A 17,986-nucleotide genomic window follows, 5' to 3' on the forward strand; every position below is an offset into this window, starting at 1 on the left:
TCCTACGTGGTGAGGCGGACATTGGTCCGTTCATGGGGCGGGGTACGTGGAGTTGGAGTGTTTTGGAGGGGCTGTGGGAGATCGCAAGGCCGCTGATTCCTCCGTCGCGGGTGCGGCCGCAGGGTGGCGACGCAGGACACGCCTGATGAGAAGCTGTTTGCGGCGAGGACCAGGAGGCTCGCGCTGCCCGTGTAGTCGATTTCACGGATCTCGGCGAGCAGGTGGGTGGCCGGGAGGGCGGGGTCCGTGGCCCGGCGTTTGCACAGGTAATCGCGGTAGGCATCGACCAGAGTGGGGCGGTATTGCGGGGTCCGGATGAGCCTGTCGGGCTCGGCGGGGCGGGCGTAGCGTTTGACGGTGTCGAGCGCGAGGTTCAGGCGTCGGGCGCATTCGAGCAGGCCCACGCCCTGATCTCGCTGGTCGTGGACCTGCTGCCAGCGCTCGCGGGTGGTCTGCGCGTGTTTGCCCTATCGGATTGGTGGTCCCAGGGGCGCCGAGCAGGCGCTGTGCGCCAGGGCTTCCCTGTGTGCCGGCGCGCCGAGCAGGTGCCACAGGTGCCAGTGGTCCGCGACCTACGCGACATGGGGTGCCGCGTCGGTGATGGCCTGGGCGAAGCTTGCTGGACGGTGCACCCCCCGGGGCGCCGACACACTCATCGTCGCTGATCTCCTTCGGATCTTTGACATCTCGAAGATCAGCAGGTGGCCATTCTTATATCCGGACACTCACTCCGACACCGGAACAAACACCTGGATCGGGTGGGAGCCCCTACACCACTTCCTTGAACGCAACCGGGAGCTACCAGACCAGGGGATGCCCCGCGAAGGCGGCCCTGTCTAATCTCGTGGAAGCAGCCCTCGATATTCGCGGACCCTCTGCGGTCATAGAATTGCCCAGCAACAAATTCAGGGGTCTTTATTTGTGTCTTCTCTTTTTCGCATCGATGCGAGCATCCGCGATGAGGGTTCCGCGCCGCATCAACTGACCTCGTACGTCGCAGCCGCCCGCGAACCTCATCTTCGACTATCCGACCCCGGACGCCCTCGTCGGTTTCCTGCGCTCTGATCAGGTCCCGCTCGCCCGGTTCCGGGAGGCCGGCCTTCTCGACATGCCCCTCAGTCTCATTGGTCCCGAGGTCGGCTCCGCCCCCGGGGTGACGACTCCCGAGCCAGACCCGGTGATGCCCGCCGCTGAGGACGACGCCGACCTGATCGACGTGATGGACGTCGCCGACCTCGTAAAGCGCGCCCTGGGAAACGACACCAACTGATCACCCGACTTACCGACATTTGGTTTACCGACAGCGACAAAGACGGAGGACCTACCGAGATGACGGCACCGGACGAGCAGATCGTCAACGCACTGCGTGCCTCGCTCAAGGAGAACACGCGGCTCCAGCAGGAGAACCAGCGTCTCTCCGAGTCCTCGGCCGAACCCATCGCGATCGTTTCGATGGCCTGTCGGTACGCGGGCGGCATACGCACCCCCGAGGACCTGTGGCGGGTGGTGACCGACGGCACCGACGTCTACACCACCTTCCCCGAGGACCGCGGCTGGGATCTGGAGGGCCTCTACCACCCCGACCCGGACAACCCCGGCACGACGTACGTCCGTGAGGGCGCGTTCCTGCACGACGCCGGCCAATTCGACGCCGCGTTCTTCGGGATATCGCCGCGCGAGGCGCTCGCGATGGACCCTCAGCAGCGGCAGCTCCTCGAGGTCTCCTGGGAGGCCCTCGAACGAGCCGGCATCGACCCGCACTCCGTACGCGGCACTGACATCGGCGTGTTCGCCGGCATGGTCCACCAGGACTACGCGCCCGACCTCAGCGGCCTCGAAGGCTTCCTCAGCCTGGAGCGCGCCCTGGGCACCGCGGGCGGCGTCGCCTCGGGACGGGTCGCCTACACACTCGGCCTCGAAGGCCCCGCCGTCACCGTCGACACCATGTGTTCTTCCTCCATGGTCGCCATCCATCTGGCCGCCCAGGCACTGCGGCGAGGCGAGTGCTCCATGGCCTTGGCCGGCGGCGCCACCGTGATGGCGACCCCCGGCGGGTTCGTCGGCTTCGCCCGGCAGCGCGGCCTCGCCTTCGACGGCCGCTGCAAGTCGTACGCGGCCTGCGCGGACGGCTCCAGCTGGGCCGAAGGCGCAGGCGTGATCCTGCTCGAGCGGCTGTCGGAGGCACGCCGCAACGGACACCGGGTCCTCGCGGTGATCCGCGGCTCCGCCCTCAACCAGGACGGCGCTTCCAACGGCCTGACGGCGCCCAACGGACCCGCGCAGCAGCGCGTCATCCGCAAGGCGCTGGAGAGCGCCGACCTCACTACGGCCGACATCGACATGGTCGAGGGCCACGGCACCGGCACCGTTCTTGGTGACCCGATCGAGGCGCAAGCCCTGATCGCTACGTACGGCCAGGACCGGTCGGAGGACCGGCCGCTGTGGCTCGGCTCGGTCAAATCGGTAATCGGCCACACCCAGGCCGCCTCCGGCGTGGCCGCAGTGATCAACATGGTGCAGGCGCTGCGGCACGGTGTCATGCCCGCCACCCGGCACGTCGACGCCCCCACCTCGCAGGTGGACTGGACAGCGGGCTCCGTGGAGCTGCTGACGGAGGCCCGCGCGTGGCCAGAGGTGGGCCGGCCGCGCCGGGCCGGTGTGTCTTCGTTCGGTGCCAGCGGTACGAACGCCCACCTGATCCTGGAGCAGGCGCTGGAAGAAGAGCCCGCCGCAGAAACTGCCTCCGGCCCCTCTCCGGCTCCAGCGGTCGACGGCGTGGTGCCGCTGGTGCTGTCGGCGGCCACGGCCGCCTCGCTCACCGGCCAGGCGGAGCGTCTGCATTCGTTCGTCGAGGCGTCCGGCACGGTCGAGCTCGCCGACGTGGCGGCCGCATTGGCCACCGGCCGGGCGGCGCTCGCCGAGCGCGCGGTCGTCGTGGCCGACTCGCCCGAGGAGGCCCTGGCGGGCCTGGGCGCGCTGGCGCGCGGCGAGGCCGCACGCGCGGTGGCCGTCGGCAGCGCGTCGACGCCGGGCGGGGCCGGAAAGGTCGTTCTCGTCTTTCCAGGGCAGGGTTCGCAATGGACCGGCATGGGCCGCGAACTCCTCGATTCCTCACCGGTGTTCGCGGAGCGGATCGCTGAGTGCGCGGCGGCGCTTGAGCGGTGGGTCGACTGGTCGCTGGTGGATGTGCTGCGAGGGGATGCTCCGGCCGATCTCCTGGAGCGCGTGGATGTGCTGCAGCCTGCGAGCTTCGCTGTGATGGTCGGCCTTGCCGCCGTCTGGTCGTCGGTGGGTGTGGTGCCGGATGCGGTGGTGGGTCATTCGCAGGGTGAGATCGCTGCCGCGTGCGTGGCGGGCGCGCTGTCCCTGGAGAACGCTGCCCGCATTGTGGCCGTACGTAGTCAGGTCATCGCCGCAAGTCTGGCGGGCCGTGGCGGTATGGCGTCGGTGGCGCTGTCTGAGGCAGAGGCCGTCGAGCGTCTGGAGCGGTGGGCCGGCCGGATCGAGGTCGCGGCGGTCAACGGTCCAGTGTCAGTGGTGATCGCCGGTGACGCCGAAGCCCTCGACGAGGCCATCGACGCGCTGGAGGACCAAGGCGTACGCGTGCGCCGCATCGCAGTCGACTATGCCTCGCACACCCGGCATGTCGAAGCCGTCCAGGAGATCCTGAGCGAGGCCTTCGCCGACATCCGCAGCCAGGCTCCTGCCGTGCCATTCCTCTCCACCGTGACCGGCGAGTGGATTCGCGAGGCGGGTGTCCTCGACGGCGGCTACTGGTACCGCAACCTGCGCCGGCAGGTCCGCTTCGGTCCCGCGATCGCCGACCTCCTGGCCGACGGCCACACCGTGTTCGTGGAGTCCAGCGCCCACCCCGTCCTGGTCCAGCCGATCAGCGAGATCGTGGTCCTCGCCGAGGCCGACGCCGTCGTGACCGGCTCCCTGCGCCGTGAAGAGGGCGGCCCGCGCCGCCTGTTCACCTCGATGGCCGAGCTCTTCGTCCGAGGCGTCCACGTCGACTGGAGCGGCGTCCTTGCGGCCCGAGCCGACGCCGGCCGCATCGACCTCCCGACATACGCCTTCGACCACCAGCACTACTGGATCCAGCTGACCGGCACCGCCAACGACGCCGCCTCGCTCGGCCTGACCGGCACCGACCACCCGCTGCTCGGCGCGGTGGTCCCGCTGCCACAGTCCGACGGTCTGGTCCTCACCTCCCGACTCTCCCTGCGCACCCACCCGTGGCTCGCGGACCACGCCATCGCAGGCGCGGTCGTCGTACCCGGAACCATCTACGTCGATCTGGCGGTCCGAGCCGGCGACGAGTTCGGCTGCGGTGTCCTGGAGGAACTCGTCATCGAGTCACCGCTCGTGCTGCCCGAGCAGGGCGGCGTCCGAATCCAGGTCGCCGTCAGCGGCGCCGGCCCCAACGGTTCGCGCACCGTGGATGTCTACTCCCTCCGCGAGGAGACCTCCGACGAGGCGGGACAGGGGGGATGGACCCGGCATGCCACCGGCCTGCTCTCCAACGCCGCCCGGGCCGACGGCACGACGCCCGCCGTCGACTTCGCCGCCTGGCCCCCGGCCGGCGCACAGCCCGTCGCCATCGACGACTTCTACTCGGATCTTGCCGCCCGCGGATACGCCTACGGTCCGGCCTTCCAAGGCCTGCGCGGCGTGTGGCGGCGCGGCGACGAACTGTTCGCCGAGGCTGCCCTGCCGCCCGAGCAGCGCGAGAACGCCGACCGGTTCGGCATCCACCCGGCCCTGCTCGACGCCGCCCTGCACACCAACGCCTTCGCCAACCCCGACGACGACCGCAAAGTCCTGCCCTTCGCCTGGAACGGTCTCGTCCTGCACGCCCTGGGCGCCTTCGCCCTGCGCGTACGAGTCGCCCCGAGCGGCCCAGACGCGCTCTCGTTCCAGGCCGCCGACGAGACCGGCGACCTGGTCCTGACCATGGACTCGCTGGTATCCCTGCCGGTCACCGCCGAGCAGCTCGGCGCCGACGCGGCCGACCGGGAGAGCCGGGACTCGCTGTTCCACGTGGAGTGGACCCCGCTGCCCGCCCCCGAGGGCGCCGCCGCCCCCGCCTCCTGGGCGCCTCTCGCCACCGTCGACGACGTGACGGCGCTCGCCGCCCGCGAGACCCTGCCGCCGGTCGCCGTCCTCACGGCGAGGACCGGCGACGGCGAGGACCCGCTCGGCCTCACCACCCGCGTCGTGGCCGTGGTCCAGGCGTGGCTGGCCGCCGCACCTGCCCTGGACGCCGTACCTCTCGTCGTCGTGACCCGGGGTGCGGTGCCCGCGGGCGGCGACGCTGACGTCACGGACCCGGCCGGTGCCGCCGTGTGGGGTCTGGTCCGGGCCGCCCAGGCCGAGAACCCCGACCGGATCGTGCTCGTCGACCTCGACCCCGCCGGCTCCGCCGGGGCGGGTCCCGTCCTCGGGCCCGTGCTCGCCACCGCGGAGCCGCTGGTCGCCGTTCGCGGCACGGCCCTGTCCGCCCCGCGTCTGGTACGCGCGGCCGCCGTCGAGACCGAGACCGCTGTCGAGGCCGACGGTGGTGCCGAGACCAGGACCGGGAGTGCGTACGTCTTCGCCCCCGGGGGCACCGTTCTGGTGACCGGCGGCACCGGCTCTCTGGGCGCCCTGGTCGCCCGGCACCTGGTGGCTGAGCATGGTGTGCGGCATCTGCTGCTGGTCAGCCGGCGTGGTCCCGACGCGGAGGGCGCGGCCGAGCTGGCCGCCGAACTCGGCGAGTCGGGCGCGGTGGTGACGGTCTCCGCGTGCGATGTCGCCGACCGGGACGCCGTGGCGGCCCTTCTGGCGGCCGTACCCGCCGAGCATCCGCTGACCGGAGTTGTCCACACCGCTGGTGTGTTGGACGACGGTGTGATCGGCGCACTGACACCGGAACGCATCGAAGGAGTCTTCGCCCCGAAGGTGACGGCCGTCCGTCACCTGGACGAGTTGACCCGCGAACTGGCCCCGAAGCTTGCCTCGTTCATCGTGTTCTCCTCCGCCGCCGCTCTGCTCGGCTCTGCCGGCCAGGGCAGCTACGCTGCCGCCAACTCCTACCTCGACGCGCTCATGGCCCACCGGCGGGCTGCTGGCCTGCCCGGTGTCTCGATGGCCTGGGGCCTGTGGCAGCAGAGCACCGGCCTGACCGCCCACCTCAGCGAGATCGACCAGGCCCGTATGAGCCGCGGCGGTGTCCTGCCCCTCACCCCCGCCGAGGCCCTCGCCCTGCTCGACACCGGTTTGCGAGCCGAACACACCCTGCTCGTACCGATCAAGCTCGACCTGCGGTCCTTGCGTGCCGACGCGGCCTCCGGCGGCACCGTCCCGCACCTGCTGCGCGGCCTGGTGCGCAGTGGCCGGCGCCTCGCACGCGCCGGCGCAGGCGACGGCAGTGACCTGCTCCGGCGCCTCGCCGGACTGCCCGAGGCCGAACAGGAATCCGTCCTCCTCGGCATCGTGCAGGCCGAAGCCACCGCGGTCCTCGGCTTCAACGCCGCCGAACTCGCCCAGGGCACACGAGGGTTCAGCGAGATCGGCTTCGACTCGCTCACCGCGGTCGAACTCCGCAACCGGCTCGGCGCCGCCAGCGGCGTCAAGCTCCCCGCCACCCTCATCTTCGACTACCCCACCCCGGTGGCACTCGCCCGCTACCTGCGCGAGGAGCTCGGCGACGACACGACTGGTGCCACCGCCACCCCCACCGTCCCCGCCGAGCCCGACGAGCCCATTGCCATCGTCGGCATGGCCTGCCGCCTGCCCGGCGGCGTCGACGACCCCGACGGCCTCTGGCGTCTCGTGGCCGAGGGCCGCGACGGCATGGTGGCCCTCCCGGACGACCGCGGCTGGGACCTCGACGGCCTGTTCGACGCCGACCCCGATATGCCCGGCACGGCCTACGTCCACAAGGGCGGATTCCTGCACAACGCAGCCGAGTTCGACGCCGGCTTCTTCGGCATCTCGCCGCGCGAGGCGCTCGCCATGGACCCACAGCAGCGGCTCCTCCTCGAAACCTCGTGGGAGGCCCTGGAGCGGGCCGGCATCGACCCCCTCTCAGCGCGCGGCGACAACATCGGTGTCTTCTCGGGTGTCTCCATCCACGACTACGTCGAGTCCCTCAGCAACATGCCCGACGAACTCGAAGGCTTCGTCACGACGGCCACCGCCGGCAGCGTCGCCTCCGGCAGGGTGTCGTACGCGTTCGGCTTCGAGGGCCCCGCGATGACCGTCGACACAGCCTGCTCCTCGTCCCTCGTCGCCATCCACCTCGCTGCCCAGGCACTGCGTCAGGGCGAATGCTCGCTCGCCCTCGCAGGCGGTGTCGCCGTCATGGGCTCACCGATCGGCCTGCGCGGCATGTCGCGCCAGCGCGGCCTCGCCGCTGACGGCCGGGTCAAGGCGTTCTCGGCCGGTGCCGACGGCACCATCCTGTCCGAGGGCGTCGGCATCGTCGTCCTGGAACGCCTCTCGGAGGCCCGCAGGCGCGGCCACCGGGTGCTCGCGGTCGTTCGCAGCTCGGCCGTGAACCAGGACGGCGCCTCGAACGGCCTGACCGCCCCCAACGGGCCCTCGCAGCAGCGGGTCATCCGCAAGGCGCTCGCCAACGGTGGCCTCGCCGCGGCCGACATCGACGTCGTGGAGGCGCACGGCACCGGCACGGAGCTCGGCGACCCCATCGAGGCGCAGGCCCTGCTCGCCACGTACGGCCGGGACCGGGACCCGGAGCGCCCGCTCTGGCTGGGCTCGCTCAAGTCCAACGTAGGTCACACGCAGGCCGCGGCCGGTGTCTCCGCCGTGATCAAGATGGTGCAGGCGCTCCGACACGGCATCATGCCGCCCACGCTCAACGTGACGGAGCCGACGCCCCAGGTCGACTGGACGGCGGGCGCGGTCGAACTGCTCACCGAGGCTCGCGCTTGGTCGGAGGAGGGCAGGCCGCGCCGCGCCGGTGTCTCCAGTTTCGGCATCAGCGGCACGAACGCGCACCTGATCCTGGAGCAGGCCCCGGAGGAGCAGCCCGCGGCGCCGGCCGCATCGACCGCCGGAGTGGTTCCGCTGGTCGTGTCCGCCTCCTCGACCGCATCCCTGGCAGGGCAGGCCGCACGCCTCGCCTCTTTCCTCGAGACGGCGGAGACGTCCGAGACGGCTGAGACCGCGCCGCTGGACGCCGTGGCGGCGACGCTGATGACACGACGGGCGCTGCTCTCCGACCGTGCGGTGGTCGTGGCCGGCTCGCGGGGTGAGGCTGTGGCGGGTCTGGAGGCGCTGGCGCGGGGTGAGTCCCATCCTGGTGTGGTCACTGGCGGGTTGTCGTCGGCCGTGGTCGCGGGGCGGACCGTGCTGGTGTTCCCCGGTCAGGGTTCGCAGTGGGCCGGCATGGGGCGTGAACTCCTGGACTCCTCGCCGGTGTTCGTGGAGCGGATCGCTGAGTGCGCGGCGGCGTTGGAGCCTTGGGTGGACTGGTCGCTGGTGGATGTGCTGCGGGGGGATGCTCCGGCCGATCTCCTGGAGCGGGTGGATGTGGTGCAGCCGGCGAGTTTTGCGGTGATGGTGGGTCTTGCCGCCGTGTGGTCGTCGGTGGGTGTGGTGCCGGATGCGGTGGTGGGTCATTCGCAGGGTGAGATCGCTGCCGCGTGCGTGGCGGGTGCGTTGTCGCTGGAGGACGCTGCCCAGGTGGTGGCGGTACGTAGTCAGGTGATTGCGGGCAGTCTGGCGGGCCGGGGTGGTATGGCGTCGGTGGCGCTGTCCGAGGCTGAAGTGGCCGAACGTATCGAGCGGTGGGCCGACCGGGTGGAGGTGGCGGCGGTCAACGGTCCGTCCTCGGTGGTGATCGCTGGTGATGCCGAGGCTCTCGACGAGGCGCTGGAGGTTTTTGAGGCGGATGGTGTGAGGGTGCGTCGGGTCGCGGTGGATTACGCCTCCCACACTCGGCATGTTGAGGCGATCGAGGAGATCCTGGGTGAGGCCTTCGCCGACATCCGTGCGCAGGCGCCGCTGATTCCTTTCTACTCGACTGTGACCGGCGAGTGGGTAAAGGAGGCGGGTGTCCTGGGCGGCGGGTACTGGTACCGGAATCTGCGTGGTCAGGTCCGTTTCGGTCCCGCGGTCGCCGACCTGCTGGGTGAGGGTTACTCGGTATTCGTGGAGTCGAGCGCTCACCCGGTTCTGGTCCAGCCGGTCAGCGAGATCGTGGACGAGGCGGATGACATGGTCCGGTCTCGTGTCGTGGTCGGTGGTTCGCTGCGCCGTGAGGAGGGCGGCCTGGGCCGGTTGCTGGTCTCGATGGCCGAACTGTTCGTCCAGGGTGTGGTCGTGGACTGGGCGGCAGTGCTGCCGGCCGGTGCCGGTGCCGGTGCTTCACACATTGAGCTCCCGACGTATGCCTTCGATCATCAGCATTACTGGCTGCGTTCTACTCCTGCTGTGGATGCTGTCGCGCTTGGTCAGGCGGGTGTTGATCATCCGTTGTTGGGTGCGGTGGTGGCGGTGCCGGAGACGGGTGGTGTCCTGTGTACTTCCCGGTTGTCTCTGCGGACGCATCCGTGGTTGGCCGATCACGCGGTGAGCGGGGTTGTGCTTGTGCCGGGCACGGGTCTGGTCGAGCTGGCGGTTCGTGCTGGTGACGAGGTCGGTTGCGGTGTGGTGGAGGAGTTGGTGATCGAGGCGCCGCTCGTGGTGCCGGAGCAGGGTGGTGTCCGTGTCCAGGTCGCGGTCGGTGGCTTGGAGGAGAGCGGTACCCGTGCTATCACCGTGTACTCGGCGTCTGAGGACACCGTGGGGGATCACGACAGCGAGGTATGGACCCGTCATGCCACTGGCCGGCTGGGGGCGGCGCTGGCCGGGAGTACGGGCATGGCCGGCTTTGACGTCTCGGTGTGGCCGCCGGCCGGTGCTGAGCGTGTGCCGCTTGATGTTGCCGGGTTTTACGAGGAAATGCGTGCTCGCGGCTATGCGTTCGGCCCGTCGTTCAAGGGTCTGCGTGCGGTGTGGCGGCGGGGTGAGGAGGTCTTCGCGGAAGTCGTTCTGCCCGATGAGCAGCGTGAGAACGCCGTGAGGTTCGGTATTCATCCTGCGCTGTTTGATGCTGCCCTGCATGCCAGGGGCCTTGTTCGGCCGGACGAGGCTGCTGACGGGGCGGGCGGGTCGCGAACCGTGCTGCCGTTTTCTTGGAACGACGTGGCGTTGTATGCGGCTGGTGCTTCGGCGTTGCGGGTACGCCTGGTGTCTCCCGGGCCGGACGTGCTGTCGTTGCAGGCGGCGGACGAGACCGGCGAACCTGTCCTGACCATGGATTCGCTTGTGTTCCGGGAGGTTTCCGCCGAGCGGTTGGGGGCGGTGGCCGGTGCGGTGGGCGATGACGGTTCCCTGTTCCGGGTGGAGTGGGCCGAACTGCCCGTGTCTGGCCCGGGTCCGGAGAAGGTGCCGTCGTGGGTAGCGGTCGCCACCGCCGAAGATGTGGCCGCCTTGGCCGTTGATGCTCCGGCCGTGGCCGTCCTGGAGGCCTACGGGGACGGGGCTGACGATGCCGATGAGGTGCTTGCCCTGACGGGCAGGGCGCTGGGTGTGCTCCAGGCCTGGTTGGTGGCCCCGGCTTTCGAGAGCGGCAAGTTGGTGGTGGTTACCAGGGGTGCGGTGCCCGCGGGCGGCGACGCTGACGTCACGGACCCGGCCGGCGCCGCCGTGTGGGGTCTGGTCCGGGCCGCCCAGACCGAGAACCCCGACCGGATCGTGCTCGTCGACCTCGACCCCGCCGGCTCCGCCGGGGCGGGTCCCGTCCTCGGGCCCGTGCTCGCCACCGCGGAGCCGCTGGTCGCCGTCCGCGGCACGGCCCTGTCCGCCCCGCGTCTGGTACGCGCGGCCGCCGTCGAGACCGAGACCGCTGTCGAGGCCGACGGTGGTGCCGAGACCAGGACCGGGAGTGCGTACGTCTTCGCCCCCGGGGGCACCGTTCTGGTGACCGGCGGCACCGGCTCTCTGGGCGCCCTGGTCGCCCGGCACCTGGTGGCTGAGCATGGTGTGCGGCATCTGCTGCTGGTCAGCCGGCGTGGTCCCGACGCGGAGGGCGCGGCCGAGCTGGCCGCCGAACTCGGCGAGTCGGGCGCGGTGGTGACGGTCTCCGCGTGCGATGTCGCCGACCGGGACGCCGTGGCGGCCCTTCTGGCGGCCGTACCCGCCGAGCATCCGCTGACCGGAGTTGTCCACACCGCTGGTGTGTTGGACGACGGTGTGATCGGCGCACTGACACCGGAACGCATCGAAGGAGTCTTCGCCCCGAAGGTCACCGCCGTCCGTCACCTGGACGAGCTGACCCGCGAACTGGCCCCGAAGCTTGCCTCGTTCATCGTGTTCTCCTCCGCCGCCGCTCTGCTCGGCTCTGCCGGCCAGGGCAGCTATGCCGCTGCCAACTCCTACCTCGACGCGCTCATGGCCCACCGGCGGGCTGCTGGCCTGCCCGGTGTCTCGATGGCCTGGGGCCTGTGGCAGCAGAGCACCGGCCTGACCGCCCACCTCAGCGAGATCGACCAGGCCCGTATGAGCCGCGGCGGCATCCTGCCCCTCACCCCCGCCGAGGGAATGGGGTTGTTCGACGCGGCCCTGCGGGTTCCCGCAGCCCTGGTGGTGCCGATGAAGCTGGATCTGCGGAGGCTGCGTGCTGATGCCGTGGCCGGCGGGGGTCTCCCAGAGCTTCTGGGTGGTCTGGTGCAGAGCGGACGGCGGCGGGCACGGGCGGGAGACAGGCAGGCAGGGGCGGGGGACAGCGGTGGCGGCCTTGCTGCCCGGCTTGCAGGGCTCACATCGCAGGAGCAGGAAGCGTTGCTGCTCGATTTTGTCCGTGGTCATGTGGCGATGGTCCTTGGTCATGCGGGGATCGCGAAGGTCGGGGCGGAGACGGCGTTCAAGGACTCCGGGTTCGACTCGCTCACCTCGGTCGAGTTGCGTAACCGCCTTCGTGGGGCCACCGGCCTCAAGCTTGCCGCCACCATCGTCTTCGACTACCCCAACCCGCTCGCCCTCGCCCGCCATCTCCACCGCGAACTCGGGACCACAACGCGATCCGTGGCCGAAACGCATCCGCTGCTGGCTGAACTGAGCAGGCTCGATGCCACCTTGGCCGAGACGCCCGCCGACGACTCGGTCCGCGCCCAAGTGACAGCCCGGCTCCAGGGCCTTCTGGCCTCTTGGTCGCTGGCGAACGGAACCCCGCCCGCTGAGGAGGAGCTCGACTTCGATGCTGCCTCGGACGACGAACTCTTCGACTTGATCGACTCCGAGTTCGGCAACTAGCAACCGTCGACCGTCACAGCCTCTAGGAGCTGAACCCCGATGGCAGATGAAAGCAAGCTTCGCGACTATCTCAAGCGCACCCTCGCAGAGGCACGCCGTTCCCATCAGCGTGTGCTGGAGCTTGAGGCCGAGAAGTCGGAGCCGGTTGCGGTTGTGGGTATGGCGTGTCGTCTGCCCGGTGGTGTGGCGGGTCCGGAGGATTTGTGGCGGCTGGTCAGCGAGGGCCGGGACGGTGTGTCCGGTTTCCCGTCCGATCGTGGCTGGGATGTGGAGGGCGTGTTCGACTCCGACCCGGGCCAGGCCGGCACCCGCCACGTGCCTCGGGGCGGGTTCCTGTATGACGCGGGGGAGTTCGACGCGGGTTTCTTCGGGATCTCGCCGCGTGAGGCGCTGGCGATGGATCCGCAGCAGCGGTTGTTGCTGGAGACCTCGTGGGAGGCGCTGGAACAGGCCGGGATCGACCCGGGGACGTTGAAGGGCCAAGAGGTCGCGGTGTTCTCCGGCGTCTACGAACAGGGGTACGGCTTCAGCACGGCGGAACTTGAAGGGTTTATCGGCACGGGGGCGATGACGAGTGTGGCCTCGGGCCGGGTGTCGTATGTGTTCGGTTTTGAGGGTCCGGCGGTGACGGTGGACGCGGCGTGTTCGTCCTCGCTGGTCGCGATCCATCTGGCGGCGCAGGCGTTGCGGCAGGGGGAGTGCTCGCTGGCGCTGGCGGGCGGCGCCACGGTGATGGCGACGCCGGGGGCGTTCGTGGCGTTCTCGCGCCACGGCGGCCTCGCCGTCGACGGCCGGGTCAAGGCGTTCTCAGACGCCGCGGACGGTACTGGCTGGGCCGAGGGCGTCGGGGTGGTGGTCCTGGAGCGGCTGTCGGAAGCGCGGCGCAACGGGCACCGGATCCTTGCGGTGATCCGTGGCAGCGCGGTGAATCAGGATGGTGCCTCGAACGGGTTGACTGCGCCGAATGGTCCGTCGCAGCAGCAGGTGATCCGTAAGGCGCTTGCCAATGCGGGTCTTTCGACGGCGGATGTGGATGTGGTGGAGGGGCACGGGACGGGGACGGTTCTGGGTGATCCGATCGAGGCGCAGGCGCTGATCGCCACCTACGGACAGGACCGGCCCGAGGACCGGCCGGTGTGGCTGGGGTCGTTGAAGTCGAACATCGGTCATACCCAGGCGGCGGCGGGGGTGGCTGGTGTGATCAAGATGGTGCAGGCGCTGCGGCACGGGGTCATGCCGCCCACGCTGCATGTCGATGCCCCGTCGGCGAAGGTGGACTGGACGGCGGGCGCGGTCGAGCTGCTGACCGAGTCCCGGGAGTGGCCAGAAACCGGCCGGCCCCGCCGCGCTGGTGTGTCGTCCTTCGGTGTCAGTGGGACGAATGCGCACCTGATCCTGGAACAGGCTCCGCAAGAGCAGCCCGTGACGCCGGTGGAGTCTGTGTCTGAGTCGATGGTGGACGTCGGCGATGGTGTGGTGCCGCTGGTGGTGTCGGCGAGGAGTGCCGGGTCCCTGGCGGGCCAGGCCGAGCGGTTGACGTCCTTTGTGGAGTCGAGTGAGGTGCCCCTGACCGACGTGGCCGCAGCGTTGGTTGCTCAGCGTGCGGTGTTGTCCCAGCGTGCGGTGGTCGTGGCCGGCTCGCGGGGTGAGGCTGTGGCGGGTCTGGAGGCGCTGGCGCGGGGTGAGTCCCATCCTGGTGTGGTCACTGGCGGGTTGTCGTCGGCCGTGGTCGCGGGGCGGACCGTGCTGGTGTTCCCCGGTCAGGGTTCGCAGTGGGCCGGCATGGGGCGTGAACTCCTGGACTCCTCGCCGGTGTTCGTGGAGCGGATCGCTGAGTGCGCGGCGGCGTTGGAGCCTTGGGTGGACTGGTCGCTGGTGGATGTGCTGCGGGGGGATGCTCCGGCCGATCTCCTGGAGCGCGTGGATGTGCTGCAGCCGGCGAGTTTTGCGGTGATGGTGGGTCTTGCCGCCGTGTGGTCGTCGGTGGGTGTGGTGCCGGATGCGGTGGTGGGTCATTCGCAGGGTGAGATCGCTGCCGCGTGCGTGGCGGGTGCGTTGTCGCTGGAGGACGCTGCCCAGGTGGTGGCGGTACGTAGTCAGGTGATTGCGGGCAGTCTGGCGGGCCGGGGTGGTATGGCGTCGGTGGCGCTGTCCGAGGCTGAAGTGGCCGAACGTATCGAGCGGTGGGCCGACCGGGTGGAGGTCGCGGCGGTCAACAGTCCCACGTCGGTGGTGATCGCCGGTGATGCCGAAGCCCTCGACGAGGCGCTGGAGGTTTTTGAGGCGGATGGTGTGCGGGTGCGTCGGGTCGCGGTGGATTACGCCTCCCACACCCGGCATGTTGAGGCGATCGAGGAGATCCTGGGTGAGGCCTTCGCCGACATCCGTGCTCAGGCCCCGCTGATTCCCTTCTACTCGACTGTGACGGGTGAGTGGGTGCGGGAGGCGGGTGTCCTCGACGGTGGTTACTGGTACCGGAACCTGCGTGGCCAGGTCCGTTTCGGTCCCGCCATCGCCGACCTTCTGGGCAACGGCCACACCGTCTTTGTGGAGTCGAGCGCTCACCCGGTTCTGGTGCAGCCGGTGAGTGAGATCGTGGACCAGGCCGACACGGAGGCTGTGGTCGGTGGTTCGCTGCGCCGTGAGGAGGGCGGCCTGGGCCGGTTGCTGGTCTCGATGGCCGAACTGTTCGTCCAGGGTGTGGTCGTGGACTGGGCGGCAGTGCTGCCGGCCGGTGCCGGTGCCGGTGCTTCACACATTGAGCTCCCGACGTATGCCTTCGATCATCAGCATTACTGGCTGCGTTCTACTCCTGCTGTGGATGCTGTCGCGCTTGGTCAGGCGGGTGTTGATCATCCGTTGTTGGGTGCGGTGGTGGCGGTGCCGGAGACGGGTGGTGTCCTGTGTACTTCCCGGTTGTCTCTGCGGACGCATCCGTGGTTGGCCGATCACGCGGTGAGCGGGGTTGTGCTTGTGCCGGGCACGGGTCTGGTCGAGCTGGCGGTTCGTGCTGGTGACGAGGTCGGTTGCGGTGTGGTGGAGGAGTTGGTGATCGAGGCGCCGCTCGTGGTGCCGGAGCAGGGTGGTGTCCGTGTCCAGGTCGCGGTCGGTGGCTTGGAGGAGAGCGGTACCCGTGCTATCACCGTGTACTCGGCGTCTGAGGACACCGTGGGGGATCACGACAGCGAGGTATGGACCCGTCATGCCACTGGCCGGCTGGGGGCGGCGCTGGCCGGGAGTACGGGCATGGCCGGCTTTGACGTCTCGGTGTGGCCGCCGGCCGGTGCTGAGCGTGTGCCGCTTGATGTTGCCGGGTTTTACGAGGAAATGCGTGCTCGCGGCTATGCGTTCGGCCCGTCGTTCAAGGGTCTGCGTGCGGTGTGGCGGCGGGGTGAGGAGGTCTTCGCGGAAGTCGTTCTGCCCGATGAGCAGCGTGAGAACGCCGTGAGGTTCGGTATTCATCCTGCGCTGTTTGATGCTGCCCTGCATGCCAGGGGCCTTGTTCGGCCGGACGAGGCTGCTGACGGGGCGGGCGGGTCGCGAACCGTGCTGCCGTTTTCTTGGAACGACGTGGCGTTGTATGCGGCTGGTGCTTCGGCGTTGCGGGTACGCCTGGTGTCTCCCGGGCCGGACGTGCTGTCGTTGCAGGCGGCGGACGAGACCGGCGAACCTGTCCTGACCATGGATTCGCTTGTGTTCCGGGAGGTTTCCGCCGAGCGGTTGGGGGCGGTGGCCGGTGCGGTGGGCGATGACGGTTCCCTGTTCCGGGTGGAGTGGGCCGAACTGCCCGTGTCTGGCCCGGGTCCGGAGAAGGTGCCGTCGTGGGTAGCGGTCGCCACCGCCGAAGATGTGGCCGCCTTGGCCGTTGATGCTCCGGCCGTGGCCGTCCTGGAGGCCTACGGGGACGGGGCTGACGATGCCGATGAGGTGCTTGCCCTGACGGGCAGGGCGCTGGGTGTGCTCCAGGCCTGGTTGGTGGCCCCGGCTTTCGAGAGCGGCAAGTTGGTGGTGGTTACCAGGGGTGCGGTGCCCGCGGGCGGCGACGCTGACGTCACGGACCCGGGCGGCGCCGCCGTGTGGGGTCTGGTCCGGGCCGCCCAGACCGAGAACCCCGACCGGATCATTCTGCTCGACACCGCTGCCGGCTCAGGCCTCGACGTCACCGGCGCCGAAATGGGACCGGTCCTCGCTGCTGTGCTCGCTACCGGCGAGTCCCAGGTCGCTGTGCGGGGCACGGTGTTGTCCGGGCCACGTCTGGTCCGTGACACGACCGGTGCTGCCGTCCCCGACATCTCTGATGTCCCCGCCGTCTTCGACTGTGAGGGGACGGTTCTGGTTACGGGTGGTACGGGTTCGCTGGGCGCCCTGGTCGCCCGGCACCTGGTGGCTGAGCATGGTGTGCGGCATCTGCTGCTGGTCAGCCGGCGTGGTCCCGACGCGGAGGGCGCGGCCGAGCTGGCCGCCGAACTCGGCGAGTTGGGTGCCGAATCGGTGGCTGTGACGGCGTGTGATGTCGCTGACCGGGATGCGGTGGCCGGGCTTCTGGGTTCTGTGTCGGCGCAGCATCCGCTGACCGGTGTTGTCCACACCGCTGGTGTGTTGGACGACGGTGTGATCGGCGCGCTGACGCCGGAACGGTTGGCGTATGTGTTCGGGCCGAAGGTGACGGCCGTTGGCCATCTGGACGAGCTGACGCGGGACATGGATCTGTCGGTGTTCGCGGTGTTCTCTTCCGCGTCGGGTTTGATCGGTTCGGCGGGGCAGGGCAATTACGCGGCGGCCAATGCCTATCTCGACGCGGTGGCTCACCGGCGGCGGGCGGCGGGCCTGCCTGGGGTGTCGATGGCCTGGGGCCTGTGGGAGCAGGCTGCCGGATTGACCGCTCACCTGGGTGCGGTCGATCAGGCTCGTATGAGTCGTGGCGGCTTCCTGCCTATCGCCCCCGCCGAGGGAATGGGGTTGTTCGACGCGGCCCTGCGGGTTCCCGCAGCCCTGGTGGTGCCGATGAAGCTGGATCTGCGGAGGCTGCGTGCTGATGCCGTGGCCGGCGGGGGTCTCCCAGAGCTTCTGGGTGGTCTGGTGCAGAGCGGACGGCGGCGGGCACGGGCGGGAGACAGGCAGGCAGGGGCGGGGGACAGCGGTGGCGGCCTTGCTGCCCGGCTTGCAGGGCTCACATCGCAGGAGCAGGAAGCGTTGCTGCTCGATTTTGTCCGTGGTCATGTGGCGATGGTCCTTGGTCATGCGGGGATCGCGAAGGTCGGGGCGGAGACGGCGTTCAAGGACTCCGGGTTCGACTCGCTCACCTCGGTCGAGTTGCGTAACCGCCTTCGTGGGGCCACCGGCCTCAAGCTTGCCGCCACCATCGTCTTCGACTACCCCAACCCGCTCGCCCTCGCCCGCTATCTCCACCGCGAAGTGTTCCCCGACGGCGTCACGACCGGCCCGGACGTGGACGAGGCACGGCTGCGGCGCGCGCTCGCATCGCTCCCACTCGACCGGTTCCGGGCGGCTGGACTGTTGGACGCCCTGGTCAGGCTGGTCGAACTCAATGACCACGAACCGCCGATCGGCATGGTGGACGACGCCGATGATGAGATCGCGATCGCCGACTTGAACGTCGACGATCTTGTGCAGCTGGCGCTCGGCGACGACAAGTGACTTTGCGGCACCTGATGGTTGGGGA

The 17,986-nt window shown here is 69.8% G+C and carries 3 protein-coding genes and 1 pseudogene; all 4 read left to right on the forward strand.

The genetic code is table 11. The features are described from left to right. Positions 1–32: 32 nt before the first annotated feature. Positions 33–165, forward strand: a pseudogene (locus OG390_RS38430) (IS5/IS1182 family transposase); the annotation flags it as partial. 943 nt (positions 166–1,108) lie between these two features. Next, positions 1,109–1,270: a hypothetical protein gene (locus tag OG390_RS38435; RefSeq protein WP_406174369.1), complete on the forward strand. Its 162-nt coding sequence runs from the start codon at positions 1,109–1,111 to the stop codon at positions 1,268–1,270. A 92-nt stretch (positions 1,271–1,362) separates the two neighbouring features. Further along, positions 1,363–12,303 carry an SDR family NAD(P)-dependent oxidoreductase gene (locus OG390_RS38440; protein WP_406178106.1) on the forward strand — a complete coding sequence of 3,647 codons (10,941 nt, stop codon included), beginning with the start codon at positions 1,363–1,365 and terminating at the stop codon, positions 12,301–12,303. 183 nt (positions 12,304–12,486) lie between these two features. Then, positions 12,487–17,961 (forward strand): type I polyketide synthase, encoded by a 5,475-nt coding sequence (locus OG390_RS38445; protein ID WP_406178108.1) that lies wholly within the window; start codon positions 12,487–12,489, stop codon positions 17,959–17,961. Positions 17,962–17,986 lie beyond the last annotated feature (25 nt).

This window comes from Streptomyces sp. NBC_00996, from assembly GCF_045162675.1.
GTDB lineage: Bacteria > Actinomycetota > Actinomycetes > Streptomycetales > Streptomycetaceae > Streptomyces.

Excerpts from the sequence above, each read along its gene's own strand:
- OG390_RS38435 (WP_406174369.1), top strand. The coding sequence starts at position 1,109 with ATGCCCCTCAGTCTCATTGGTCCCGAGGTCGGCTCCGCCCCCGGGGTG.